27 protein-coding genes and 1 tRNA gene are annotated in these 23268 nt (G+C 61.1%); 8 read left to right on the plus strand and 20 right to left on the minus strand.

What is annotated here, in order from left to right:
* Nucleotides 1-5: 5 nt before the first annotated feature.
* The 6 genes from EQW76_RS12985 to EQW76_RS13010 form a co-directional block, all read right to left on the minus strand.
* Complete coding sequence (locus tag EQW76_RS12985) at nucleotides 6-887, minus strand: 3-hydroxybutyryl-CoA dehydrogenase (protein ID WP_142824788.1); 882 nt, start codon at nucleotides 885-887, stop codon at nucleotides 6-8.
* 145 nt (nucleotides 888-1032) lie between these two features.
* Entirely contained in the window at nucleotides 1033-1962 is a 930-nt protein-coding gene (locus EQW76_RS12990; protein WP_142824789.1) for an electron transfer flavoprotein subunit alpha/FixB family protein, read from the minus strand.
* A 22-nt stretch (nucleotides 1963-1984) separates the two neighbouring features.
* Nucleotides 1985-2734: an electron transfer flavoprotein subunit beta/FixA family protein gene (locus tag EQW76_RS12995; protein ID WP_142824790.1), complete on the minus strand. Its 750-nt coding sequence runs from the start codon at nucleotides 2732-2734 to the stop codon at nucleotides 1985-1987.
* A gap of 174 nt (nucleotides 2735-2908) precedes the next feature.
* A complete protein-coding gene (locus EQW76_RS13000) occupies nucleotides 2909-3487 on the minus strand; it encodes a cob(I)yrinic acid a,c-diamide adenosyltransferase (protein WP_142824791.1) in 579 nt (192 codons plus the stop codon).
* 10 nt (nucleotides 3488-3497) lie between these two features.
* Entirely contained in the window at nucleotides 3498-3701 is a 204-nt protein-coding gene (locus EQW76_RS13005) for a twin transmembrane helix small protein (RefSeq protein WP_111219926.1), read from the minus strand.
* An 18-nt stretch (nucleotides 3702-3719) separates the two neighbouring features.
* Nucleotides 3720-4553 (minus strand): SDR family oxidoreductase, encoded by an 834-nt coding sequence (locus tag EQW76_RS13010; RefSeq protein ID WP_142824792.1) that lies wholly within the window; start codon nucleotides 4551-4553, stop codon nucleotides 3720-3722.
* A gap of 98 nt (nucleotides 4554-4651) precedes the next feature.
* Between EQW76_RS13010 and EQW76_RS13015 the strand changes: the two genes are divergently transcribed.
* Nucleotides 4652-5566 (plus strand): YihY/virulence factor BrkB family protein, encoded by a 915-nt coding sequence (locus EQW76_RS13015; protein ID WP_142824793.1) that lies wholly within the window; start codon nucleotides 4652-4654, stop codon nucleotides 5564-5566.
* On the opposite strand, the gene gluQRS is transcribed toward EQW76_RS13015, so the two are convergent.
* On the minus strand, nucleotides 5531-6412 hold the full coding sequence (gene gluQRS / locus EQW76_RS13020) for a tRNA glutamyl-Q(34) synthetase GluQRS (RefSeq protein ID WP_142824794.1): 882 nt from the start codon (nucleotides 6410-6412) through the stop codon (nucleotides 5531-5533). The two genes, EQW76_RS13015 and gluQRS, sit on opposite strands and share 36 nt — an antisense overlap.
* A gap of 50 nt (nucleotides 6413-6462) precedes the next feature.
* Between gluQRS and EQW76_RS13025 the strand changes: the two genes are divergently transcribed.
* Nucleotides 6463-7107 carry a DNA-3-methyladenine glycosylase gene (locus EQW76_RS13025; RefSeq protein WP_142824795.1) on the plus strand — a complete coding sequence of 215 codons (645 nt, stop codon included), beginning with the start codon at nucleotides 6463-6465 and terminating at the stop codon, nucleotides 7105-7107.
* 111 nt (nucleotides 7108-7218) lie between these two features.
* Nucleotides 7219-7776, plus strand: a complete 558-nt coding sequence (locus tag EQW76_RS13030; protein WP_111219936.1) for an HNH endonuclease — start codon at nucleotides 7219-7221, stop codon at nucleotides 7774-7776.
* A 14-nt stretch (nucleotides 7777-7790) separates the two neighbouring features.
* Here EQW76_RS13030 and EQW76_RS13035 read toward each other — a convergent pair whose 3' ends face one another.
* Together EQW76_RS13035 and EQW76_RS13040 are read right to left on the minus strand one after the other, a co-directional pair.
* Nucleotides 7791-8306: a disulfide bond formation protein B gene (locus EQW76_RS13035; RefSeq protein ID WP_142824796.1), complete on the minus strand. Its 516-nt coding sequence runs from the start codon at nucleotides 8304-8306 to the stop codon at nucleotides 7791-7793.
* A gap of 19 nt (nucleotides 8307-8325) precedes the next feature.
* Nucleotides 8326-8916: a YqaA family protein gene (locus tag EQW76_RS13040; RefSeq protein WP_142824797.1), complete on the minus strand. Its 591-nt coding sequence runs from the start codon at nucleotides 8914-8916 to the stop codon at nucleotides 8326-8328.
* Between the two features lie 245 nt (nucleotides 8917-9161).
* Here EQW76_RS13040 and EQW76_RS13045 point away from each other — a divergent pair, with 245 nt between their 5' ends.
* Nucleotides 9162-9437 (plus strand): hypothetical protein, encoded by a 276-nt coding sequence (locus EQW76_RS13045; protein ID WP_142824798.1) that lies wholly within the window; start codon nucleotides 9162-9164, stop codon nucleotides 9435-9437.
* 22 nt (nucleotides 9438-9459) lie between these two features.
* Here EQW76_RS13045 and EQW76_RS13050 read toward each other — a convergent pair whose 3' ends face one another.
* Complete coding sequence (locus EQW76_RS13050; protein WP_224127895.1) at nucleotides 9460-9714, minus strand: PilZ domain-containing protein; 255 nt, start codon at nucleotides 9712-9714, stop codon at nucleotides 9460-9462.
* A 445-nt stretch (nucleotides 9715-10159) separates the two neighbouring features.
* On the opposite strand from EQW76_RS13050, the gene EQW76_RS13055 reads away from it, so the two are divergent.
* A complete protein-coding gene (locus tag EQW76_RS13055; protein ID WP_142824800.1) occupies nucleotides 10160-10393 on the plus strand; it encodes a hypothetical protein in 234 nt (77 codons plus the stop codon).
* A 70-nt stretch (nucleotides 10394-10463) separates the two neighbouring features.
* On the opposite strand, the gene EQW76_RS13060 is transcribed toward EQW76_RS13055, so the two are convergent.
* The 4 genes from EQW76_RS13060 to EQW76_RS13075 form a co-directional block, all read right to left on the minus strand.
* Nucleotides 10464-10826 carry a hypothetical protein gene (locus EQW76_RS13060; protein ID WP_142824801.1) on the minus strand — a complete coding sequence of 121 codons (363 nt, stop codon included), beginning with the start codon at nucleotides 10824-10826 and terminating at the stop codon, nucleotides 10464-10466.
* 1 nt (nucleotide 10827) lies between these two features.
* Entirely contained in the window at nucleotides 10828-11169 is a 342-nt protein-coding gene (locus EQW76_RS13065; RefSeq protein ID WP_142824802.1) for a hypothetical protein, read from the minus strand.
* A gap of 422 nt (nucleotides 11170-11591) precedes the next feature.
* Nucleotides 11592-11676, minus strand: a tRNA-Leu gene (locus tag EQW76_RS13070).
* Between the two features lie 138 nt (nucleotides 11677-11814).
* Complete coding sequence (locus tag EQW76_RS13075; RefSeq protein WP_142824803.1) at nucleotides 11815-13113, minus strand: MFS transporter; 1299 nt, start codon at nucleotides 13111-13113, stop codon at nucleotides 11815-11817.
* A gap of 187 nt (nucleotides 13114-13300) precedes the next feature.
* On the opposite strand from EQW76_RS13075, the gene EQW76_RS13080 reads away from it, so the two are divergent.
* Nucleotides 13301-13870, plus strand: a complete 570-nt coding sequence (locus EQW76_RS13080; RefSeq protein ID WP_142824804.1) for a TetR/AcrR family transcriptional regulator — start codon at nucleotides 13301-13303, stop codon at nucleotides 13868-13870.
* A 16-nt stretch (nucleotides 13871-13886) separates the two neighbouring features.
* On the opposite strand, the gene EQW76_RS13085 is transcribed toward EQW76_RS13080, so the two are convergent.
* Entirely contained in the window at nucleotides 13887-14678 is a 792-nt protein-coding gene (locus EQW76_RS13085) for a class I SAM-dependent methyltransferase (RefSeq protein ID WP_142824805.1), read from the minus strand.
* 228 nt (nucleotides 14679-14906) lie between these two features.
* A complete protein-coding gene (locus EQW76_RS13090) occupies nucleotides 14907-15887 on the minus strand; it encodes an aldo/keto reductase (RefSeq protein ID WP_142824806.1) in 981 nt (326 codons plus the stop codon).
* Nucleotides 15888-16129: 242 nt separating this feature from the next.
* On the opposite strand from EQW76_RS13090, the gene EQW76_RS13095 reads away from it, so the two are divergent.
* Nucleotides 16130-16558: a hypothetical protein gene (locus EQW76_RS13095; RefSeq protein ID WP_142824807.1), complete on the plus strand. Its 429-nt coding sequence runs from the start codon at nucleotides 16130-16132 to the stop codon at nucleotides 16556-16558.
* A 103-nt stretch (nucleotides 16559-16661) separates the two neighbouring features.
* On the opposite strand, the gene EQW76_RS13100 is transcribed toward EQW76_RS13095, so the two are convergent.
* The gene (locus tag EQW76_RS13100) at nucleotides 16662-17123 is read right to left on the minus strand and encodes a MarR family winged helix-turn-helix transcriptional regulator (protein ID WP_142824808.1); all 462 of its coding nucleotides are present in this window, start codon (nucleotides 17121-17123) and stop codon (nucleotides 16662-16664) included.
* A gap of 125 nt (nucleotides 17124-17248) precedes the next feature.
* Between EQW76_RS13100 and EQW76_RS13105 the strand changes: the two genes are divergently transcribed.
* Nucleotides 17249-17626: a nuclear transport factor 2 family protein gene (locus EQW76_RS13105; RefSeq protein ID WP_142824809.1), complete on the plus strand. Its 378-nt coding sequence runs from the start codon at nucleotides 17249-17251 to the stop codon at nucleotides 17624-17626.
* A gap of 27 nt (nucleotides 17627-17653) precedes the next feature.
* Here EQW76_RS13105 and EQW76_RS13110 read toward each other — a convergent pair whose 3' ends face one another.
* The 3 genes from EQW76_RS13110 to secA all read right to left on the minus strand — a co-directional run bounded on the left by EQW76_RS13110 (nucleotide 17654) and on the right by secA (nucleotide 23267).
* The gene (locus EQW76_RS13110) at nucleotides 17654-18931 is read right to left on the minus strand and encodes a GNAT family N-acetyltransferase (RefSeq protein WP_142824865.1); all 1278 of its coding nucleotides are present in this window, start codon (nucleotides 18929-18931) and stop codon (nucleotides 17654-17656) included.
* Nucleotides 18928-20343, minus strand: coding sequence for a lipopolysaccharide biosynthesis protein (locus EQW76_RS13115; protein ID WP_142824810.1), 1416 nt, complete (start codon nucleotides 20341-20343; stop codon nucleotides 18928-18930). The genes EQW76_RS13110 and EQW76_RS13115 overlap by 4 nt, the downstream gene beginning before the upstream one ends.
* A 191-nt stretch (nucleotides 20344-20534) precedes the next feature.
* The gene (secA, locus tag EQW76_RS13120; RefSeq protein ID WP_142824811.1) at nucleotides 20535-23267 is read right to left on the minus strand and encodes a preprotein translocase subunit SecA; all 2733 of its coding nucleotides are present in this window, start codon (nucleotides 23265-23267) and stop codon (nucleotides 20535-20537) included.
* Nucleotide 23268: the final 1 nt, after the last annotated feature.

Genomic DNA, 23268 nt, shown 5'->3' on the forward strand with positions numbered 1-23268 from the left:
GGTTCCTAGCGCGTCGGGACCGGCACTTCGCCACGGTAGTCATAGAAGCCGCGGCCTGACTTGCGGCCGAGCCAGCCGGCTTCGACATACTTCACCAGTAGCGGGCAGGGCCGGTATTTCGAGTCCGACAGGCCGTCATGCAGCACCTGCATGATCGATAGACAGGTGTCGAGGCCGATGAAATCTGCCAGTTGCAAGGGGCCCATCGGATGGTTGGCGCCGAGCTTCATCGCGGTGTCGATGGCATCGACGGTGCCGACGCCTTCATAGAGCGTGTAGATCGCCTCGTTGATCATCGGCAGGAGGATGCGATTGACGATGAAGGCGGGGAAATCTTCCGAAACGGTGAAGGTCTTGTCGAGGGAGCTCACATAGTCGCGCGCCACCTTGAAGGTCGCCTCCTCCGTGGCGATACCGCGCACCAGTTCGACCAGCTTCATCACCGGGACCGGGTTCATGAAATGGATGCCCATGAAGCGTTCCGGGCGGTCTGTAGACGCGGCAAGCCGGGTGATCGACAGCGACGAGGTGTTGGTGGCGAGAATGGCGTCCGGCTTCAGCACGGCGCAGACTTGTGTGTAGATCTTGCGCTTGACGCTTTCTTCCTCGGTGGCAGCCTCGATGACCAGATCCATCGGCGCCAGATCGTTGACATCGGCGGAGCCGGAAATGAGCGCCAGCGCGGTCTTGCGATTGTCATCGGTCAGCTTGCCTGATGAGACCTGGCGGGCGAGGTTGCCGTTGATGGTCGCCAGCGCGCTTTCGATGCGTTCCTGCGAAAGGTCGTAGATGTGGACCTTGTAGCCGGCAACTGCGGAAACCTGGGCGATGCCGCAGCCCATCTGGCCGGCGCCGACAATACCGATCGCGTTCAAAATCGTGCTCATCGCCCACTCCTTGGTCGGCGCATTTCATTGATGCGGCCCGTCCGTTTATAAATAATGCCGGGCCATTTCTAGCCCGGCACTATTGATAGACTGATAAGAGCGAAGTTTCCAGTCGTCCGCATTGGACAAACCGGGTCCCGTCGGCTCAAAGCGCCTTTTCAAGCTCCGGCAGAAGTTCGAACAGATCGCCGACGAGACCGTAATCGGCAACCTGGAAGATCGGTGCTTCGTCGTCCTTGTTGATGGCAACGATGACCTTCGAATCCTTCATGCCGGCGAGATGCTGGATGGCGCCGGAAATGCCGACTGCGATGTAGAGCTGGGGCGCAACCACCTTGCCGGTCTGCCCGACCTGCCAGTCGTTCGGCGCATAGCCTGCATCGACGGCAGCGCGGGAGGCGCCGACGGCAGCACCGAGCTTGTCGGCAAGCGGCAGGATGACTTCCCGGAATTTTTCCGCCGAGCCGAGCGCGCGGCCGCCGGAAACGATGATCTTGGCAGAAGTCAGTTCCGGACGGTCCGAAGAGGACAGCGCGTCGCCGACGAAGGTCGACAGGCCGGGATTGGCAACAGCCGAGATGGCTTCGACAGCAGCCGAGCCGCCTTCTTCCGCCGAAGCGAAGGATGCCGTGCGCACCGTGATCACCTTCTTGGCGTCGGTCGACTGGACCGTCTGGATGGCATTGCCGGCGTAGATCGGCCGTTTGAACGTGTCCGGTGAAACGACCTCGATGATTTCCGAGATCTGCGCGATGTCGAGCAGCGCTGCAACGCGCGGCAGGACATTCTTGCCGACCGAGGTGGCAGCCGAGATAATGGTGTCGTAGCTGCCGGCCAGCGAGACGATCAGGTCAGCCAGAGGTTCGGCAAGATTGTTGGCGAGATCGTCGCTTTCGGCGAGCAGTACCTTGGAGACGCCGGACAGCTTTGCAGCAGCGTCGGCCGCAGCCCGGGCGCCCTTGCCTGATACCAGCACATGGATGTCGCCGCCGATTTTAGCTGCGGCGGTCAGGGTCTTGGCGGTCTGGTCGGAAAGGCTGACATTGTCGTGGTCAGCCAGAAGAAGAATGGCCATTTTGGATCGTCCTTTCCGTAAGTTAGAGCACGCCGGCTTCGTTTTTGAGCTTGTCCACCAGTTCGGCGACCGAGGCAACCTTGACACCCGCCTTGCGACCGCCTGGCTCTTCCGTCTTCAACACCTTGAGGCGTGCTTCCGTCGAGACACCGAAATCGGCTGGCGTCTTCTTGTCGAGCGGCTTTTTCTTGGCCTTCATGATGTTTGGCAGCGAGGCATAGCGCGGTTCGTTGAGGCGAAGGTCAGAGGTGACGACGGCTGGCAGCTTGATGTCGATGGTCTGCAGTCCGCCATCGACTTCGCGGGTGACGGTGGCGCTGCCATCGCCGATCTCGATCTTTGACGCGAAGGTTGCCTGGGCGATGCCCATCAGGGCTGACAGCATCTGGCCGGTCTGGTTGCTGTCGTCGTCGATTGCCTGCTTGCCGACGATGATCAGGCCGGGCTGCTCGGCTTCAGCAACGCCCTTCAGGATCTTGGCGACGTTCAGCGGCTCGACGGCATCGTCGGTCTCGACCAGGATGGCGCGGTCGGCACCCATGGCGAGAGCCGTGCGCAGCGTTTCCTCGGCCTTGGCCGGGCCGATCGATACGACGACCACTTCCGTTGCCTTGCCGGCCTCGCGCATGCGGAGCGCTTCCTCGACCGAGATTTCGTCGAACGGGTTCATCGACATCTTGACGTTGGCAAGCTCGACGCCTGTGCCATCCGGCTTGACGCGGATCTTGACGTTGTAGTCGACAACCCGCTTCACGGTTACGAGAATTTTCATGCAATCCTTCCTTCAACTGGTCGCCCGGAAAATGCGCTTTTTAGCGCCAATCCATTTGTCGATTGGCGACATCGATACGCGTTTTTTCTCCAAATACAACGCTTGCCCGCCGCAAAAGGTCGATTTTGCCGGGGTTGCGAAATCGTCGCGGCAGAGCACATGCAGGAACCGTCGTCAGCGGTTCTTGCCCGGTATCCAGAGCACGTCGGCACGACCTTGGTCGTTGGCGTGCCTTGCCGCGACAAACAGGAAATCGGAGAGGCGATTTATGTAATGCAGCGCCGGGGCACTGACGCGCTCGCCCTCGGTGTGGGACAACTCCACCATCAGCCGCTCCGCCCGGCGTGCGATCGTGCGGGCTAGATGCAGGTGGGCCGCTGCCGCGTTGCCGCCGGGCAGCACGAACGAGGTCAGCGGCTGAAGCTCGCCGTTGAGGTAGTCGATGTCCCGTTCCAGCCGCTCGACCTGCGTATCGATGACGCGCAACGGTTCCCATGCGGGAGGCTCGTCGGTTTCCGGCGTGGAAAGGTCTGCACCGAGGTCGAACAGGTCGTTCTGGATTGCCATCAGCATCATGTCGAGCACAGGCATGGTGTGGCTGTGTAGCCTGGCGATGCCGATTGCCGAATTTGCTTCGTCTATGGTGCCGTAGGATTCGACGCGCAAATCGTGCTTCAGCCGGCGCGGTCCGCAGACCAGTCCCGTCGTGCCGTCATCGCCTGTCCTGGTGTAGATCTTGTTGAGTTTGACCATGGTTTTCGCCTCAGGTAGGTCGCCCGCCGCCGGTTAGCCACAGGGTCAGCATGATCAAGATGATCGCTACTGCCTGCAGGAGGATGCGCATCTGCATCAACCGGTTGGACAGGCTTGGATTGTCGCCGCGCGTCATGTTGAACAGGCCGCGCACCAGAACGATGGCGACGAGGCCCATGAAGATGATCGCAAGAATATAGGTAAAAGTAGACATCGAACTGATCCTCCCTCCTCAATCGAACCGACGCATCAGGCGGTAGAAGAGATCGGCCGGCAAAAGCCGCTTCAACCACGCTCCCTGCCTGGCAGGGGTCGTTACCAGATAATGCGGGTGAGGCCTCCTCGCCTCCAGCGCATGCTTTAGCACAGAATAAACGGCCTCGGGACCGAGTTTGTGACGATTGACGGGGCCTGTGCCATTCAGTCGCGCCAGCTGCCGGCGGTATTCGGCTGCATGGGCCGAACCCTCGATATCGATATTGGCTTCAAAGCGCGCCAGCGCCGTCGCCGTGAACTGCGAGGCAATCGGCCCGGGCTCGATCAGGCTGACATGGATGCCCGATCCCTGCAGTTCCATCCGCATGGTGATGCTCAGTCCCTCCAGCGCAAATTTGGAGGCGGTGTAGGCACCGCGAAAACGATAGGGGATGAGGCCGAGGATCGACGAGCACTGGACGATGCGACCCTGTCCGCGCCGGCGCATCAGCGGAATCACCTGCCGCGTCAGCTCGTGCCAGCCGAACAGGTTGGTCTCGAATTGCTGCCGCAATACGTCCGTCGGCAGATCCTCGACTGCGCCGGGCTGGCCATAGGCGCCGTTGTTGAACAGGGCATCGATGCGTCCGCCGGTGCGCGCGGCGACCGTTTCAACCAGCGCCGTGATGGTTGCGGTCTCCGTATAGTCCATGACCAGCGCCTCGATGCCGTCGGTCTCGAGCGGGGCAAGGTCGCTATCTTTCCGGACGGTCGCAAAGACCCGCCAGCCATCGGCCTTCAATGCCCGGGCGCAATGGGCGCCGATACCGGTCGAACAGCCCGTAATGATGATGACGCGGTGATCCATCATGCAATGATTCCTGTACAAAGCATGCGTCGTTTCCCATATTCGCAGCGACGATACAATCAACTCACCCACGGTCGCCGACCGGGCACTGCGGAGATGGAATGCAGACGGTTCTTCGTACGCTCTACAAGGTGGTCTACGACGCGATCTTTCACTTCATCGAGGACGACGGCTTTGCGATGGCGAGCCACGTCGCCCTGTCGACGCTTCTTGCTGTCTTTCCCTTTCTTATCTTCGGCACCGCGCTGGCGAGCTTTCTCGGTGCGAGCCAGTTTTCCGGTACGGCCATCCACCTGATCTTCGACACCTGGCCAGAGACCATTGCCAAGCCGCTTGCCGACCAGCTGCTGCAGGTGCTGACGATCCCGCGCGGCGGACTGCTGACCGTCTCCGTGCTGGCCGCCGCCTATTTCGCCTCGAACGGCGTCGAGGCGCTGCGCATCTCGCTCAATCGCGCCTACCGCGTGCCGGAAACGCGGCCGTGGTATTTCACCCGGCTCGCCAGCCTCGGCTATGTGCTGATTGCGGTGCTGATCTTTGCGGCGATCAGCATCCTGCTGCTGGCCGTGCCTGTGGTGCTCGACTACATCCGCGCCAAGCTACCCTGGCTTGCCGATACGCTGGATATCGTTGCCAGCTGGCGTATCTACGGCACGCTGTTCGCCCTCACCGCGGGGCTGCTGATCGTCCATCTCTGGTTGCCGGCCGGGCGGCGCAAGGTGCTGGATGTCGTACCGGGCGTACTTCTGACCCTGCTGTCGTGGCTCGCGGGCGCGCTGATCTTTGCCTATTATCTGCAGACCTTCGCCAACTACACCGCCACCTATGCGGGGCTGGCGTCTGTTATGATCGTGCTGGTGTTTCTCTACATGGTCGGTGTGATCTTCATCATCGGTGCCGAGATCAATGCGGCGCTGATGAAGTTCCGTGTCCGCCGGATGATTGCGCGCAATTACTATGGGCTCGATGCCGGCAGCGCCTCAAAGCCCGATCCGTCGGCGAATATCCGCCGGTGACAGGCCTTCCTCCCTGAGGGCTTCCAGCCCGACGGCGCCGAAGCTTTTCGACAGCTTTCGCCCATCGGGATCGGTGATCAGCCGATGATGATGGTAGAGCGGCTGCGGCAGGTCGAGCAGGGCCTGCAGCAGGCGGTGGATGGAGGTCGCGGCGAACAGGTCGAGACCGCGCACCACATGGGTTATTCCCTGCGCGGCATCGTCGACAACCACGGAGAGGTGATAGCTGGACGGCGCATCCGACCGCGACAGGACGACATCTCCCCAGGCGCCGGGGTCGGCCGCAATCTCGCCGCGCCGGCCGTCGCCGCTCTCCATCCATGACAGCGTCTGCGGGACGGCGGCAAGCGCCTTCGCCATGTCCAGCCGCCAGGCATGTTTCTCGCCTGCGTCGATCCGGCGTCGACGTTCGGTGTCGCTCCGGTCGCGGTCGTCTGCCGGATAATGCGGCGCGCCATCGGGATCGCGGGGCCAGGGCCGGCTGGCTTGCTCGGCCTCGCGGACCCTCTGGCGGACCTCGCCGCGCGTCATGAAGGCGGGATAGACAAGGCCGCGCCCGATGAGCGTGGACAGGGCGCCCTGATAGCTGTCGAAATGTTCCGATTGCCGGCGTACCGGACGTTCCCATTCGAGCCCCAGCCAGTCGAGATCCGAGAGGACTGCGGCTTCCAGCTCCGGCGTGCATCGGGCGAGGTCGATATCCTCGATCCGCAGCAGGAAACGGCCGCCGGCATCCCTCGCCATGTCGTGGTTGAGGATCGCCGACAGCGCGTGGCCGAGATGCAGCGGCCCGTTCGGGCTCGGTGCAAAGCGGAAGGTCGGCTTTTGACGGGGCGGGTCGATCATGCTTTCTTCTGCCACGATTTGAGGGCTTCGGCCAACAGGAGGAGTGCGCAATGCGTATTATCCGCGACGCCGACGACATCGCGGAGGGGCTCGAAGCGCTGCTCGAGAGCGACCCGCGCCTGCGCCCGATCGCCGCACTGTGCGGCACTCTGCCGTTGCGGCTGAGTGAACCCGGTTTTGCCGGACTGGCGTATGTCATCGTCTCGCAGGCGGTGTCGCGGGCGAGCGCCGAAGCGATCTGGGCCAGGATGTGTGCGGCCGCAGGGCCACCGCCCGCCGAGGCCTATGTGTCACTGGCGCCCGATGCCTGGCGCGCGTTCGGCCTGTCGCGCGGCAAGGCCGAGACGTTGTCGCGAGTGGCAACAGCGGTGGCGGAGGGCCGACTCGACCTCATGGATCTCGGTTCGAAAAGCCCGGAAGAGGGGCTTTCCAGGTTGATAGCGGTGAAGGGTATCGGCCCTTGGACGGCGGAGGTCTACCTGATGTTCTGCTGCGGACATGCCGACCTGTTTCCAGCGGGCGACGTCGCGCTGCAGGCAGCAGTCGGCATGGCTTTCGGGATGGAAGCGCGCCCGTCGGCCAGGCAGGTGGTTGTGCTGGCGACGGCGTGGGCACCGTGGCGGTCGGTGGCGGCACGGCTTTTTTGGGCATTTTACGCGGTTCGCACGGCGCGTGTCGCTCTGCCCGTCGGATGATCGGCTGACGGATGCCAAAAATGCTGCTCTGCACTGAATTTATTGGACTTCACATTCCTGTAACAACAGGCCTAATATGGTGCTGCAGATGAATCGACCGGGAGGATTTCCTTGACGATTGCAGTTTCGCCCCAGGCCTTGCCGGCGCTCGTCCTGAACGCTGACTACCGGCCACTGAGTTATTATCCCTTGTCGTTGTGGTCCTGGCAGGACGCGATCAAGGCCGTCTTCCTAGACCGCGTGAATATCATTGCGGAATACGACCACTCGGTCTCTTCGCCGAGCTTCTCCATGCGCCTGCCCAGCGTCGTTTGCCTGAAGAGCTATGTCCAGCCATCCCGCAATCCGGCCTTTACGCGCTTCAACGTTTTCCTGCGCGATCGCTTCGAATGCCAGTATTGCGGCGCCCATGACGACCTGACCTTCGATCACGTCATCCCGCGCGCCCATGGCGGCGAGACCACGTGGCAGAATGTCGTTGCCGCCTGCTCGCCCTGCAATCTGCGCAAGGGAAGCAAGCTGCCGAAGCAGGCACAGATGTTCCCGGCGCAGAAGCCGTACCAGCCGACCGTGCAAGACCTGCACAATAACGGCCGGTTGTTTCCGCCGAACTATCTGCACGAAAGCTGGCTCGACTATCTCTACTGGGATACCGAACTGCAGCCCTGATGGCTGCGGTTTGCTCACGCCGCCTTGCGGAAGCCGGCAACGGCGATGGCAGCGAGGATGAGGCTGGCAATGACATTCCAGCCGGCCATGGAAAGACCAAGCACGCGCAGCGCAGCCACCGAGCACGACGGACCATGCACCTTGTTGAGGCTGCCGAGCACGCCACCGCTGGCAGGCGTCGTTGACGAGAAGGCCGGCCCTGTGCAGGAAGACGGCCCTTCCCAGAAATTCCATTCGACACCGGCGTGATAGACGCCCATGCCGCCGCCCACCAGCATCATGATGCCGGCCACGGCAAGCAGCGCGCGGGTGAGCCAGGCGGGCATGCCGAACAGTGCGCTCAGCGCTGCGAGAATGGCGACAGGGATGCCGTAGTAGTAGGGCAGGCGCTGCATCAGGCAGAGTTCGCAAGGGGTGTAGCCGCCGATATACTGGAAGCCGAGCGCCGAGCCGACGGTGGCCGACATGCCGAGTGCCAGAAGCGCGGCGTAACCGAAGGCGGGGCGGGCGGGGTTGATCGTCTCGGTCATTGTATGGCTCCGGGGTCGTTCAGTGCGTCAGGAAATGCAGGGCGATATAGAGCAGGATCAGCACCGCCGCGACGGCGCCGGCAATCAGGCCCAGGCGTTTTTCGATGAAATGGCGGATCGGTTCGCCGTAGCGCTGCAGCAGCCAGGCGAGAAAGAAGAACCGGGCGCCACGGGCAACGATGGCGGAGATGATGAACAGGCCGAGATTGATGTTGGCAACGCCCGACAGGATGGTCACCACCTTGATCGGCGGCAGATGGGCGAGGCCCGAGGTCACCAGCAGGAGGACGACGGTCTCGTAGGTGATGCCGTTGCGCAGCTTGTCGAAGGCTTCGAGCTTGCCGTAGAATTCGAGGATCGGCTTGGCGACGGTCTCGAAGGCGTAATAGCCGATGGCCCAGCCGGCGATGCCGCCGAGCACCGAGGCGACGGTGGCAATCAGCGCGTAGCGATAGGCGCGGTGGGGTTTGGCGAGCGTCATCGGCAGCAGCATCACGTCGGCCGGCACCAGAAACACCGAGCTTTCGACGAAGGCGATGACTGCGAGCCAGATTTCGGCCGAGGGCCGGCCGGCGAGCGACATGGTCCAGTCGTACAGTCTGCGCAGCATGCGTTCCCTTTCCCGGTTGCAGTGCAAGAGCTTTAGGGGGCTCGACCGGGGCTGTAAATGGCGCCGGCGCCGGCTTCTACCTGCCCTGTGCAAAATTTTCGTGATGGCGCTGAGCACCGGCGCTGTCGCAAACTTGTCACGCCGGACCCAATCGCGCTGCAGCGGGCGGCAGCTTCGTGTCTGCTGCATTGCAAATCGACTGTTACGGCGCACACTCGTTTTAACGCGAATCTGTGGAGCAAGCCATGAAGCTTCTGGTGATCGAGGGTGGCAGGAATGCAGCGCGGCTGACGGCACCGACCGTGCGGCCGACTGCCGCCGATGTTCATGCCGAAGCCATGCGGCGCATCGGAATGGCCGGCTATGACACGTGGCGCATCCGCGAATTCGCCACGGGCGCCGCAATGCCAAAGGCGCTGCGCTATCTCCAGATGCAGATCGCCTATGCCGCAGAAACGCTGGCCCGGCTCGAGCGCATTCCCGACGATTTTCGCTCGGACGTCTACTGGCCGCTGGGCTGAGGTGGGGGTTGGATTTGTCTGTTTATGCGATGTCGGGCACCGGGAAGCTGACGCCGACGGAATCGATGCGACGCCATTTGACGGTAGCATCGAAGCTGCGTCCATCGGACAGCAGCAGTGTGAAGGTATCCGGTATGGAGATGGCGTTCTGCACCTTCAACCGCGCACCCGCCGGCGAAATGTCCCTGACGATGCAATCGAAGACGGAATAGCCGCCCTCCAGAACAATTTTCGCCCCGAGGAAAGACCGTGATCGAACGTGCTCTCGATTTTGCAAGACGAACATCCTGAAGCCGTGGTCGTTCCTTCATTAGCAGACGGAAAGATTGAAGCTTTATGAAAGCCGACGCTGCAAGTTGTCGTAAGGCAAAAATTGTAGGGTGGGGGGAGAGGTTGGGGTTCGATACGTGCCAACCGAATTCTTTCCAGTGCTGCCTACAAACCCGGCCGGCCCGGCGGCACTACATCCGATGGCTTCAGGCGGTCGCCTTTTTTCGCGACAGGCTTCGTATTGACGGGTTCGTCGATCGAGGTGCGATAATTATCGGCACCCTTAAGGTACAGATAATAAGCCAGCCCTCCAAATGCTGCAGCACTGAGACAAGAGATCAAATAATACATAATGACTGTTCGGAGCATGCGGCGGCGTTACAGCAAGATCAGCCCACCGTCGACAACAAACATCTCTCGGTCATGCAGTTCTATCAATATGGAAATGACGTTTGTCAGGTGATGTGGCGAGCATTGCTGGAAATTCAACAAGTTTTCAGCGCTATACGGCGTGGTCGCGCCCCATGCAGGTCGCTTTTAGTGGTTTCGATCAAAATTCAGCTAAGCGATGGCAAATCAAATTCAATCTGAAGGTGAGCTTGCAGCCCAGGTATCGGCTTGAAGAGTTGCAATTTTCGCCTTTCACAAGCTACATTCATGACGAAGCCTCGCGAGAAGAACTGTAGCCCGGCTCACGAATAGCCGTCATACTTGAAATGCTCAGACGCTCCAGAGAATGCTTCAAAACACGTTGCATCAAGAGTTATTTTCGATGCCAGATAGCAGTTGTCCATACGTCAGCTTGTTGGATGGTAGCTTGTAGAGTGGTGCAGGCGTCCTGAACCAATCCCACGAATGCATAGGCAGCCAGCCGCTGATGCTCATAGGGTCGATTTCGGCTACAACAAACAGGTTCTTATTAAAGAAATCCTGTAATTTTACTGTAAGCTCATTCGTGTCCAGTTTAGTTTTTACAAAGTAAATAAGCGGAACATGATTCCAATAAGACAATATATCGACGCTATCTAGTAAATATCTCTGAAACCCAGCCACGTTTACGTTTTCGTACAGGCCGTAAATCATATGACAATTGATACCATTGTCTTCATCAATGGTCATATTAATGCTCCAGTAGATTAGGATTACCCAGCGGCATGTTCCCGACAGTCGTTATAGATCTTTGGTCGTCTCCCATCAACTTGCCATCGATCGTTCGCATATTCTGTATGTGAGCCTCCGAATGAATTCGGTCGCGGTCGTTGTGGAGCAGGAAGTTGTAAACATAAATGAAATAGCCCAGCACTGCGATCGTTGCAGCCAACGCGACATGGGCCGCTAATCCAGCCATGGCGACATATAAGGCGGTTGCCAAAGCTCCAAAGGTTGCTATGGCCCACAATATGGGCGCCAATGCACTTCCAGTTGTTTGCGCCTTAGAAGCATTATTGAAAACTTGGAACATATGCATCAACCGTTAATATTTACCACTCATATCGCGATAGTGTTTAAAGGCAAGTTCTTCTTTAGGTAGAGGTGGCAATTTAGATAAAGACCTAGAGCCCCGATGGGCAAACGCTTCGTCAAAACCGACCTCTGTAGGACGGGCGTATTTTTTGAGCCCTGTCCGCTCCGTCATTGTCCATCCAATCGGAACGCCAAATCATGTCGATTACGGGCCATACGACGTCGAAGGAAGTCAACAGATACACGGCGCCGCCAATCAGAGACGGCCTGCAGACGGTGCCATGGGGGGTCTCAATAGATAAAATCAGGAAGGCTGAGGATCACAGGCTGAAGAAAAGTGTCCAGCTTTTTTGGTGCAGGGCAAGTCTTCTGGACGTTTAGTGCCAAAAAAGTCAATCTTTCAACGTCAAAAAACAGTGGTGGTGCCCCATGCCGGAGTCGAACCAGCACTTCTTGCGAAACTCGATTTTGAGTCGAGCGCGTCTACCAATTCCGCCAATGGGGCAACGGATACCGACGAGGCGGGTGTCTAACATGCGAGTGGGCGCAGGCGCAAGACGGCGCGGGGGCTCGTCGGCAATTTCCGTCGGTGGGCGTTTGCAGGCAGGCCTTGCGGGCCCGGGCAAACGTTGGTTCGTGTGTGTCAGTGGGCGGTGGCTGTGCGGCGAAGCGTGATGCCGGGTTTGCTTAGCGTGATTGCCAGGATCGCGGCCAGCAGGCAGAAGGCGCCGGCGACGAAGAATGCCGGCAGGTAGCTGTCGAGCTCGGTGCGCGACAGGCCGGCGCCGAAGGCGGCAGTGGCAGCACCCAGCTGGTGGCCGGTGAAAACCCAGCCGAACACCATGCCGGCCTTTTCCGGGCCAAAGCGGTCGGCGGCGATCTTGACCGTCGGCGGCACAGTGGCGATCCAGTCCAGCCCGTAGAAGACGGCGAAGATCGACAGGCCGTAGAAACCGAACTGGCTGAACGGCAGGAACAGCAGGGCGAGGCCGCGCAGGCCGTAGTACCAGAACAGCAGCCAGCGATTGTCGAAGCGGTCGGACAGCCAGCCCGAGCCGATCGTGCCGAAGAAATCGAAAATGCCCATGACGGCCAGCACGCTGGCGGCTGCGACAGGCAGGATGCCGTAATCGCCGCAGAGGGTGACGAAATGCGTCTGGATCAGCCCGTTGGTGCTCAGCCCGCAGATGAAGAAGGTGGTGAACAGGATCCAGAAGGTTGAGCTCCGCGAGACCTCCTTCAGGACCAGCAGCGGCGACATCAGCATGGCAGCAAGGCTCTTGTCGATCTTCGGTACGGGCGTCACTGTTTCCTCGCCGAAGACCGGCAGGCCGAGGTCGGCCGGGCGGTCGCGCATCAGCGCCATGACGACCAGGGCCGCGACGGCCAGCATGGTGCAGACGAAGACAACGGTGGTGCGCCAGCCGTAGCGCTGGGTCAGCTCCGCCATCAGCGGCAGGAAGACCAGCTGGCCGGTGGCAGAGCTCGCCGACAGCATGCCGACCACGAGGCCGCGATTTTTGCTGAACCAGCGGGCCGAGACCGTGGCGGCCAGCACCATCGCCGTCAGCCCCGTGCCAAAGCCGACGATGATCCCCCAGAACAGCAGCAGCTGCCAGAGTTGCGTCATGTAGAGCGAGCCGATGAAGCCGATGGCCACGGTGACGAGCGCGAAAATGATGACGTTGCGCACGCCGAAGCGGTTCATGAAGGCAGCGGCAAAGGGCCCCATCAGCCCGAATAGCAGAAGGCGGATGGCCAGCGCCGAGGAAATCGACGATGTGCTCCAGCCGAATTCGTCCTGCAGCGGCTTGATGAGTACGCCCGGTGCGCCCATGGCGCCGGCGGTCACCAGCATGGTGAGGAAAGTGGCACCCACCACCACCCATCCGTAGTGGATGTTGCGGCGTGCAAGCGTCGAGGCTAGGGCAGTGGACACCATGGGACTGTTCCAGTGATCGGGTGGTCGGAGCGTTTGCGGCGCGACCGTGTCTGCGACTATTCACCCGTCTCCGAGGCAAAGTCCAGCAAGCCTGCGACCTGTCCTTTACATGACGGGCATCATGTATCTTGCATTGATGATGGTCGTCATGTAAATTGTCAAGCAACGATTTCGAAGAGGCAGGCCGATGCGCGTGAGCCGCGAAAAATTTGCTGAAAACCGGGCGTTGATCCTGGAGGCTGCCTGCGACCTGTTTCGCGAGAAGGGTTTCGACGGGATCGGCGTTGCCGACATCATGAAGACAGCGGGGCTCACCCATGGCGGTTTCTACGGGCACTTCGAATCGAAGGAGAAGCTGGCCTTAGAGGCAAGCAAGATACTGGTCGAAAAGACCCGGGATCGCTGGCGGCAGATCGTCGAGACAGCCGAGGGCGATCCGCTGGAGGTTCTGCTGCAGCATTACCTGTCGCGCCGCAATCTGCAGAGCCGCGCCTGCGTCTTCGCCTCGCTGACGCAGGAGGTCAGCCGCCAGGGCGCCGGCCTGCAATCGACCTTTTCAGGCGGACTGACGGACCTGGTCGATGTGCTGGCCGAGATCGTTGCCGGCGAGACGCCCGAGGCGCGTCGCGCCAACGCGCTGGCCACGCTTGCAGCGATGATGGGTGCGGTAATCCTGGCGCGCACCATGGAGGACGCGGCGATGGCCGACGAGTTTCTGGCGGCTACCCATCGCCAGCTAGCTCGCCAACAGGTCTAGTTTTTGCTCTTGTCGGTCAATCGCGAAAGGCGAGCAGGGCGGTCGATTCGACGATCTCGGTAAATTTGCCATCGGGTGCAGCCTCCGTCAGCGCGGTACGCGCGGCTGCCTCGAAGGCAGCAGCGTCTTCGCCAAGCGCCTGGGGCGAGGCGGTGGACATGGAAAGAGCGCGGCCGACGAGATCGTCGATGCCGATGTGGCGCTCGCGGATGATACCGATGCTCTCGAGATTGTTGAAGGTGGAGCGGAGCAGGATGCTCTCGTGCCGCGGCCATTCGCTGCTCTGCCGGATGGCGCTGTCGGCGCTGCGCTCCGGCGAGAATTTTTCGGCAAGCTGCTGGATGATCTTGCGTCCGTCCGGGACCATGGCAAGATGGGTGGCGTGGAACAGCACGACCGCGCCGCCCGGCACGATCAGCCGGTCGAGCGCTCCCAGCGTCGCAGGCCGATCCATCCAGTGGAAGGAGCGGCCCATCACCGCAAGCTTGAGGGGACCGATATCCGGGCCGAGGTCGTAGGAAGAGCCCTGCTGCACGGTCATCTCGACGCCGGCTTCCCGGGCGCCTTCTGTCGCGGCACACAGCATCTCCGGCTCCGGATCCATCGCCGTCACCCTGGCGCCCAGGCGAGCAAAGGCGATGCCGAGCTGGGCCGGTCCGCAGCCTAGATCGAGCAGCGGATCTCCGATCTGCAGGCCGCAACGGTTGGCGACGCGGGCAATCAGCGTGTCCGGATAGGGAACGCGGTAGCGCAGGTAATACTCGGCCGTGGACTGGAAGCGGCGGGCCTCGAAGGGGACGGTGGACATGGGGAGATCCTCGGATGCCGGGACAGGACGTGACGATCCACTATAGCCGATCGCCATCTGGCGTTTCATGACATCTGCCCTCGAGCGGGCAGGTGGCCTTTGCCGGAGAGACCTTACCTCGGGCTAAGCCAATGATTTTCTTGCCATGCCGCGTTCATCCCATCTACCCGTGTTGGAAATTGCCAGCGAAGCCGACGCAGGAGCAAGCGCGGCCCTCTCGAAGATATCTCAGGCGAACCCGGCAATACCGCGCGGCACATATGGGGCCTCCAGTGTGGCGACTTCTTCTGCCGTCAGCTTCACCGAAAGGGCGGCCACGGCGTCGGTCAGATGGTGCGGTTTGGATGCGCCGACGATGGGCGCGGTGACTGCGCTCTTCTGGGCGATCCAGGCGATGCCGATCTGGGCGCGGGAGACGCCGCGTGCCTTGGCGAGTGCGCCGACGGCATCGATGATCTGCCTGTCGCTCTCGACCGCCTGGTTATAGAGCGTCTTGCCGAACTGGTCGCTCTCCTGGCGGGACGTGCTCTCGTTCCAGTCGCGGGTGAGGCGGCCGCGCGCCAGCGGGCTCCAGGGGATGACGGCGATCTTCTGGTCCTCGCAGAAGGGCAGCATCTCGCGCTCCTCCTCGCGGTAGAGCAGGTTGAGGTGATCCTGCATGCTGACAAACTGGGTCCAGCCGTGCAGCCGCGAGGTGTATACCGCCTTGGCGAATTCCCAGGCGTGCATCGAGGAGGCGCCGATATAACGGGCCTTGCCGGCCTTCACCACATCGTGCAGCGCCTCCAGCGTTTCCTCGATGGGCGTGGCATGGTCGAAACGGTGGATCTGGTAGAGATCGACATAATCGGTGCCGAGCCGGCGCAGGCTGTTGTCGATCTCGTCGAAGATCGCCTTGCGCGACAGGCCGGCGCCGTTCGGGCCCGGACGCATGCGGTTGAACACCTTTGTCGCCAGCACGATGTCCTCGCGCCGGGAGAAATCCTTGATCGCGCGTCCGACAATCTCTTCCGAACTGCCGTCCGAATAGGCGTTGGCCGTATCCCAGAAATTGATCCCGAGCTCGACGGCCTGGCGCAGCAGCGGGCGGCTCGCCTCCTCGCTCATCGTCCACGCATGGTTGCCCCGGTCCGGCTCCCCATAGGTCATGCAGCCGAGACAGATGCGCGACACCTCGAGGCCGGTCGGGCCGAATTTGACATAGTCCATGGCTTTGCTCCTGCGGTGCTTGTACGGGCCCGACGATCTGGCGGCAGGCCGACGTTGCTGCAGAAGCTAGGCCGCAGGGCTGGCGGGGGATAGGGGTGTCACGCAGAATTGACGACATGGATCGAACATCGCTGAACAAACGCATAATTCGGGGGAATAAAGTGTATAAGCTATGCTGTATTGCTGGAGTTGTATTTTTGGCTTCGGTGGGTGTAAGCCAAGCCGGCTTCCGGGAGTGGTCGGTGGACAAGGAGGCCGATCTATTTTCCGGTGGCGACAGCGTGTCAGTAGGATTCATGACGTCGTTTCGATCCGGCGTCATGTTGCTCTGTGACAGTGCGAAAGAAGGGCTGACCATCCGATCCATTCCCGGTTTCACGTTCGATGCTCGACTTGAGGCCTTCAAGCCAACTTTGAAATTCGCATTCGATGGCAAGTTTCTGTTCGATGCTGAAGGCGAGGTTGGCGCGGTAGGAGACAATCTAGCGATTTCCCAAACGCAGATAAAAGGTGAGCAGGCAAAGGAGTTCGTAAAGGCTTTTGCCGCAGCCAAGAAGCAGATCGCCATCTCCGACGGGATAAGCGACAAGCCACAGCTTCTTACCGCCCGGGGATCAACGACTGCGGGGCCTGCAATCGTCTCATGCATCGACAAGCAACAGTCCAAATAGGCAGGTCTCGTCGCGCACTTTCGCTCGGTTCGTCGTACCGACGGACGTCGCTTTTTGACTGCGAAAGCTTTTGCGCTCTGAAGGCACGACCCTCAACCCAAACCTACGACATCCCCAACGGTGGTTCGTGGTTGGTGATTTGGTTCAGGTTTTCGATGAGCCGGGTCAGCAGATGGACGAATTGTGCGGTTTCTGCCGGGGTGAAGCCGGCCAGCGCCTCGCGGTTTCCCTGATACAGCGTCTCGATGGCCTCGGGCATCCGTTTTTGCGCGTCGCTCGTCAGCACGATATGGCTGCTCCGCCTGTCCGCCGGGTCGCGGGTGCGTTCGATCAGGCCGTCGCGCTCCATGCGCGCCAGCATTTGCGCCATCGGCGGTTGTTCTATCCGGGCGAAGCGGGCGAGGTCGCGCTGGGTTTGCGCCTTGCCATCCCGCAGCGCCACCAGCACCGGCAAATGGCCGACGCCGAAGCCGAGCGGTTTCAGCCGCGTTTCGCTCAGCCGTGCGAAGGCGCGCGCCGCAAGACCGATGAGATGCCCCGGCGTCGACAGTACGTTTTCATCCATGTCGCTCATTTCCCGACCTTGCTTGACCCATATATATATGCACGTATATATCTCTCCGGTGGGCTGTCGGCAACATCGATTGACGAGCCCGGCAAGCACTTCAAACCGTCCCGGGGGAAATGACGATGTCAGACAACAACGCCGACCTGATCAGGGGCCTTTACGATCGTTTCAACGCCCGGGATATTGACGGTGTCCTTGGAAAGCTCGCCCGGGACGTTGCCTGGGCCAACGGCATGGATGGTGGCCACGTGCACGGTCACGAGGGACTGCGCGCCTATTGGACAGCCCAATGGGCCGTCGTCAGCCCGCATGTCGAGCCCTTGAAATTTTCGGAGCAGGAAAATGGTGCCGTTGCAGTCGAGGTGATCCAGTCGGTGTTCGATCTCGACGGCCAGCCGCTCCAGGGGCAAACGCATGGTCTCAGGGACAAGACTGTAATGCACATTTTCCGGATCGAAAGCGGCAAGGTAACCCGCTTCGATATTCAGGACGATGTTTGAGGTTTACGACGCCGCCGCGCCCGCCGCCTACCGCCGTGTCAGCGACAAAATCCGGTCGCGCAGGGCCTTGGCCATATTGCGGGTGCTGCGATACATGTGCAATTGAGCGGCGGCTTGGCGGACGTCACGGTCGCTGTTCTGGGTGAGGCCGATGACCAGCGTGCCCATCTCTTCGCGTTCCCGCCAGAAACGGCTCATGATCGGATGATCGGCGACGGCGCAGGAGTCGGAGCGGACGGTGTTGGGGTCGTCCAGCTGGAATTCGGTGAGTTCTCCCATCAGCAGCTTGCCGGGCGAATAGCGTGCATAGCTTTCGTCGAACGCGGTCTTCCAGGTGTAGGCCTCGCCGCCCATCATCAGCACGATCATCGAGGCAATGGCCTTGCCGTCGAGGTCAATGGTATGGATACGGACAGCGTCGACGCTAGCGAGATTGGAGATCGCCTCGCGGGCGAAGGCCGCGTGGTGGCGGTCGAGCACCATGGCGCTGCGCTTCTTGCCCTTCCAGCCGCCTGCTTCCAGGGCCATGAATTCTTCCATCCGACGGTGGATATCGGACGGTTGGCGGGCGACGTTGTAGACGAGTTCGCCGAGGCTTTCGAGTTGCCGCCACTGACGGCGCATTTCCCGCAAGTGAGCGGGTGAAATCGCCGCCGCCAGATAATCCAGCGCGTCCTCGGTGCTTTGCAGCATCGGACGCTCATAGGCGTTGGCAACGGTGACCGGCAGGTTGCGGCCGATGGCAACCGCCTTCGCCAGGCGGACAAAGGGTCCGTTCAGCCTGACGTCAGGCAGCACCAGCGTGGTCGGCAGCTGCAGCGCGTGCTGGAGCAGGCCTTCGAACAGGTTGTCGAGCGTCTCCGCCGCCTCTTCTCCATCCACCAGCGGCGTGCCGAGTGGGCCGAAATTGTTGGCCCAGACGCGGATGATCGACGGACCGACGGCAAAGCCCGGCTTGTCGACGGAAAACGGCATGAGCAAGCGCATCCTGCTGCTCGTGCCCTTGTTGTCGCGAATGAGCGCCATCCGGATCTGCCGTTCATCGATGCGAGGCATGGCTGGCGCCAGGAAACGGGCCGAGAAAAAGACGTTCGGCTCCATGGCGCGGTTGGAGAGGAAATCGAGCTCGTCCTGCAGGTCGTAGCCAAGCTTAGCCGGATAAAGACATAGTTCGCGGCCAGGGCGGCCAACATCGGTGCGGGCGTCCGGGCGCGGCAGGTTGTCGAAGTGCAGCGAGGCGAGCTCGTGCATCATCGGATTTACCTTGCCGTCGGTGACATCGTTGAGCGGGGGACGCGCCATCAGGGGAATGCCTTCACAATCATTGTTCTGGTTGATCGGGCAAAGGCGAACAGTACGATACCGAGCTTCCAGCGAACCGCCAGATGCAGCAATACAGCCTCGACGCCCATGGCCGAGGCCGTAGCGATGGCCGCGCCCTCGATTCCGAGGCGCGGTATTAATCCCACATTGAGACAGACATTTGCGGCCAGCGCAATGCCGTAAAGCGCAGCACACAGGCGTTGATGGCCTGCCATCATCAGAAGGACCTCGCCGGGCCCGACCAGCGCCTTGGCCAGAATACCGGCGAGCAGGATCGCCATGACGACCTGGCCTGCCGTAAACGAAGCGCCGAACAGCGACAGCAACTCGCTGCCGGCTGCCAGCACACAAAGACCGACGATCAGCGCCGGCCAGAATGCCCAGCGGGTGGCCTGCGTGGCAAAGGCGGCAAGCTTCGCCTTGTCGCCCTCTGCGATGATCGCCGAAAACCTGGGGCCGGCCGCGGCCTTGACGGAGAAATAGACGAAATGCACCAGCGCCATTGTCTTTGCTGCGGCAAAGTAGATCGCGACCTGCTCCGGCTCGAGGAACAGGCCGACGACGATGACATCGGAATTGGTGAGGAGATAGCCGACGCCCTCGATCAGGAAGATCGGAAAGGCCACCGCCATCCATGTCGAAAAGCGGATTTCCCGGGGGCCGGCCGGAACATGGCGGCGCAGGCGGGTGGTGACGGCGAGGTATTGACCGATCGTGGTAACGAAGGTGGCGGCGAGCGCTGCCTCGGCGGCCGTCACGGCGCTGTGGGGTGCACCCAGAAGGACGGCGCCGACCATGAAGACGAGGATCAGCGTCGGGCGGATGAGGAAGGTCGGGCTGAGCGCCATGACGGGCCAGTGATTGGCGCGCGACGTGCCGTCGAGGACGTCGCCGAGCGCGATCAGCGGCATGATCAGCAATCCAAGGAAAAGCGGGATGGCGTAATAGGGCGCAATCGAGCCGGCGCCGAAGTACAGCGCGATCATGCCGGCCAGTGCCAATCCCCCGGCCGATGCCAGCGCAAAGCGGCGCGCCGTGCTGGTGAGGCCGCGGATCAGCGCATCGTCGCCGGAGACCTTGTACTGCGGGAGAAAGCGGATGACAGCGGTGTGGAAGCCGATGCAAGAGAGGTTGCCGGCGATCACCACCAGCACCCAGACAAAAACGAAGATCCCGTATTCGAACTCGCCCATGATGCGGGCAAGGATGATCTGCGAGACGAAGGCGAGCGCGGCGCTCAGAATGCGGATGATGAAGGCGACCATCGCCATGCGGCGGGAGGCATCTTTTTCGCCACGGCCGGACAGAACAGCAGCAAGCTGCTGGAGCGCCGAGGACAATCTTGTCCGCACGTCCACAGGCAGCATTTTTTCTGCTGTTTCAACGACAGGCATGATCACACGCAATACTCGGATACCGTTTTAGACGATCATCATTCTCACCCTGACAGGGTTAAGAAACAGTGCAACAGGTCGACGTTTTCCCCAATTGCGTTGGTTTGGATGGGGCGAAAGCAAGGAAAGGTTGTGGCTAGAATTGAAATTGCCTCGATATGAAAATGCCGCCCGTGGGCGGCATTCCGGTGTCAGACGATGGTCGCCTCGTCCGACTGCGATTCGAAGGCGCCATGGCAATGCTTGTACTTGCGCCCGGAGCCGCAAGGGCAGAGCTCGTTGCGGCCAACGCGGCCCCAAGTGGCAGGGTTGTCCGGATCGCGGTTTTCAGGTGGCACGACAACGTCTGTCGGCGGCTGCAGGCGGGCAAATTCGTCTTCTCCCGTCGTCGCGTCGATGTGATGGGCTTCCATCAGCATTGGTTCCGGCTCGCGTGGCTGCTGTACAAGCTCGACGCGCGACAGCTGTGCCGTGACTGCCTGGCGCAGGTTGTTGAGAAGCGACTGGAAAAGCTCGAACGATTCCGACTTGTATTCCTGCAGCGGGTCGCGCTGGGCATATCCGCGGAATCCGACGACCGAGCGCAGGTGGTCGAGATTGACGATATGCTCGCGCCACAGGCCATCCAGCGTCTGCAGGATGATCGAGCGTTCCACGTAGTGCATGATCTCGGGGCCGAAGCGCTCCGCCTTTTCGGCAGCAGCCTTGTCGGCGATCTCGATCAGGCGTTCGCGGATGTCGTCCTCGCCAATACCTTCTTCCTTGGCCCATTCCTCGACGGGCAGGTCCAGATCGAGCAGGTTGGCAATCTCGACCTTGAGGCCGGCCATGTCCCACTGCTCGGCATAGGCGCGCTCGGGGATGTGCTTGGCAACCAGCTCTTCGATGGCCTCGTGGCGCATGTCGGCGATGGTTTCGGAGATATTCGTCGCTTCCATCAGTTCGACGCGCTGTTCGAAGATCACCTTGCGCTGATCGTTAAGCACGTCGTCATACTTCAGGAGGTTCTTGCGGATGTCGAAGTTGCGGGCTTCGACCTTCTTCTGTGCGCGTTCCAGGGCCTTGTTGATCCAGGGGTGGACAATCGCCTCTCCCTCTTTGAGGCCGAGCTTCTGTAGCATGCCGTCCATCCGGTCGGAGCCGAAGATGCGCATCAGGTCGTCCTGGAGCGACAGGTAGAACTTCGAGCGGCCCGGGTCGCCCTGGCGGCCAGAGCGACCGCGCAGCTGGTTGTCGATGCGACGGCTTTCGTGGCGTTCGGTAGCGATGACGTAGAGGCCGCCGGCGTCGATGGCCTTCTGCTTCAGGACCTTGATCTCCTCGGCGATGGCCTGGATGGCGGCGTCCTTTTCAGGGCCGGGCTCCATGTCGCCAAGCTCGCGCTCGACGCGCATCTCGAGGTTGCCGCCGAGCTGGATGTCGGTGCCGCGGCCGGCCATGTTGGTAGCGATCGTCACGCCGCCGGGAACGCCGGCCTGGGCGACGATATAGGCTTCCTGTTCATGGTAACGGGCGTTGAGGATGTGGAACTGGGTGAAGCCCTGGCTGCGCATCCGCTCGGCCAGCAGCTCCGACTTCTCGATCGACGTCGTGCCGACCAGCACCGGCTGGCCGCGCTTGTGCGCCTCGATGATATCGGCGGTGATGGCGTTGAACTTTTCCTCGAACGTCCGGTAGACCTCGTCGTCCTGGTCGATGCGCTTGATCGGCAGGTTGGTCGGGACTTCGATAACTTCGAGATTGTAGATGTTGCCGAATTCCTCTGCTTCCGTCTGCGCCGTGCCGGTCATGCCGGCGAGCTTGTCGTACATGCGGAAATAGTTCTGGAAGGTGATCTGCGCCAGCGTCTGGTTTTCAGGCTGGATCTTGACGCGTTCCTTGGCTTCCAGCGCCTGGTGCTGACCGTCCGAATAGCGGCGGCCCGGCATCATGCGGCCGGTGAACTCGTCGATGATGACGACTTCGTCGTTGCGGACGATGTAGTCCTTGTCTCGGCTGAACAGCTTGTAGGCTTTCAGCGCATTGTTGATGTGGTGGACGATCGCCACGTTTTCGATGTCGTAAAGCGCATTGCCCTTCAGCAGGCCGGCTTCGCGGAGGAGATTTTCGAGCTTCTCTGTGCCGACTTCGGAGAAATTGGCCGAGCGCTGCTTCTCGTCGATTTCGTAGTCTTCTTCGGAGAGCTGCGGAATGAAGGCGTCGATGGTGGTGTAGAGGTCCGAGCGGTCGTCGAGCGGTCCGGAGATGATCAGCGGGGTGCGCGCTTCATCGACCAGGATCGAGTCGACTTCGTCGACGATGGCGTAATAGTGTTCGCGCTGGACCATCTGGGCGCGCTCGTACTTCATGTTGTCGCGCAGATAGTCGAAGCCGAGCTCGTTGTTGGTGGCGTAGGTGATGTCGCAGGCGTAAGCTTCCTTGCGTTCCTCATCCGACATGCCGTGAACGATCACGCCGGTGGTGAGGCCGAGGAAGCTGTAGAGCCGCGCCATGGTCGCGCTATCGCGCTGGGCGAGGTAGTCGTTGACGGTGACGACATGCACGCCCTTGCCGAGCAACGCATTCAGATAGACCGGCAACGTGCCGACGAGCGTCTTGCCTTCGCCCGTCTTCATCTCGGCGATGGCGTTGGAATGCAGGATCATGCCGCCGATCAGCTGGACGTCGAACGGGCGCATGCCGAGCACGCGGCGCGATGCTTCGCGGGCAACGGCGAATGCCGGAACGAGGAGATCATCGAGCGTCTTGCCATTTGCGAGTTGTTGGCGGAACTCCACCGTCTTGGCGGCAAGCTCTTCGTCGGACAGCTTGCGCATGCCCTCTTCGAGCGCATTGATCGCCGCAACATTTGGCGTGAACACGCGGACACGCCGCTCGTTGGACGAGCCAAACAACTTTCGGGCAATTCCACCAAAGCTGACCATA

Source organism: Rhizobium sp. rho-13.1, from assembly GCF_007000305.1.
Taxonomy (GTDB): Bacteria; Pseudomonadota; Alphaproteobacteria; order Rhizobiales; family Rhizobiaceae; genus Rhizobium; species Rhizobium rhododendri.

Bases quoted from the DNA above. Each gene is read 5' to 3' on its own strand.
- EQW76_RS13045 (WP_142824798.1), top strand. From the start codon at position 9,162: ATGAAGCTTCTGGTGATCGAGGGTGGCAGGAATGCAGCGCGGCTGACG.
- EQW76_RS13090 (WP_142824806.1), bottom strand. From the start codon at position 15,887: ATGGACTATGTCAAATTCGGCCCGACCGGCCTCGAGGTGTCGCGCATC.
- EQW76_RS13010 (WP_142824792.1), bottom strand. From the start codon at position 4,553: ATGATGGATCACCGCGTCATCATCATTACGGGCTGTTCGACCGGTATC.
- EQW76_RS13040 (WP_142824797.1), bottom strand. From the start codon at position 8,916: ATGCTGCGCAGACTGTACGACTGGACCATGTCGCTCGCCGGCCGGCCC.
- EQW76_RS13015 (WP_142824793.1), top strand. From the start codon at position 4,652: ATGCAGACGGTTCTTCGTACGCTCTACAAGGTGGTCTACGACGCGATC.
- EQW76_RS12985 (WP_142824788.1), bottom strand. From the start codon at position 887: ATGAGCACGATTTTGAACGCGATCGGTATTGTCGGCGCCGGCCAGATG.
- EQW76_RS13080 (WP_142824804.1), top strand. From the start codon at position 13,301: ATGCGCGTGAGCCGCGAAAAATTTGCTGAAAACCGGGCGTTGATCCTG.
- EQW76_RS13065 (WP_142824802.1), bottom strand. From the start codon at position 11,169: ATGTTCCAAGTTTTCAATAATGCTTCTAAGGCGCAAACAACTGGAAGT.
- EQW76_RS13000 (WP_142824791.1), bottom strand. From the start codon at position 3,487: ATGGTCAAACTCAACAAGATCTACACCAGGACAGGCGATGACGGCACG.
- EQW76_RS13025 (WP_142824795.1), top strand. From the start codon at position 6,463: ATGCGTATTATCCGCGACGCCGACGACATCGCGGAGGGGCTCGAAGCG.
- EQW76_RS12995 (WP_142824790.1), bottom strand. From the start codon at position 2,734: ATGAAAATTCTCGTAACCGTGAAGCGGGTTGTCGACTACAACGTCAAG.
- EQW76_RS13105 (WP_142824809.1), top strand. From the start codon at position 17,249: ATGTCAGACAACAACGCCGACCTGATCAGGGGCCTTTACGATCGTTTC.
- EQW76_RS13115 (WP_142824810.1), bottom strand. From the start codon at position 20,343: ATGCCTGTCGTTGAAACAGCAGAAAAAATGCTGCCTGTGGACGTGCGG.
- EQW76_RS12990 (WP_142824789.1), bottom strand. From the start codon at position 1,962: ATGGCCATTCTTCTTCTGGCTGACCACGACAATGTCAGCCTTTCCGAC.
- EQW76_RS13060 (WP_142824801.1), bottom strand. From the start codon at position 10,826: ATGACCATTGATGAAGACAATGGTATCAATTGTCATATGATTTACGGC.
- EQW76_RS13005 (WP_111219926.1), bottom strand. From the start codon at position 3,701: ATGTCTACTTTTACCTATATTCTTGCGATCATCTTCATGGGCCTCGTC.
- gluQRS (WP_142824794.1), bottom strand. From the start codon at position 6,412: ATGATCGACCCGCCCCGTCAAAAGCCGACCTTCCGCTTTGCACCGAGC.
- EQW76_RS13035 (WP_142824796.1), bottom strand. From the start codon at position 8,306: ATGACCGAGACGATCAACCCCGCCCGCCCCGCCTTCGGTTACGCCGCG.
- EQW76_RS13075 (WP_142824803.1), bottom strand. From the start codon at position 13,113: ATGGTGTCCACTGCCCTAGCCTCGACGCTTGCACGCCGCAACATCCAC.
- EQW76_RS13100 (WP_142824808.1), bottom strand. From the start codon at position 17,123: ATGGATGAAAACGTACTGTCGACGCCGGGGCATCTCATCGGTCTTGCG.
- EQW76_RS13085 (WP_142824805.1), bottom strand. From the start codon at position 14,678: ATGTCCACCGTCCCCTTCGAGGCCCGCCGCTTCCAGTCCACGGCCGAG.
- secA (WP_142824811.1), bottom strand. From the start codon at position 23,267: ATGGTCAGCTTTGGTGGAATTGCCCGAAAGTTGTTTGGCTCGTCCAAC.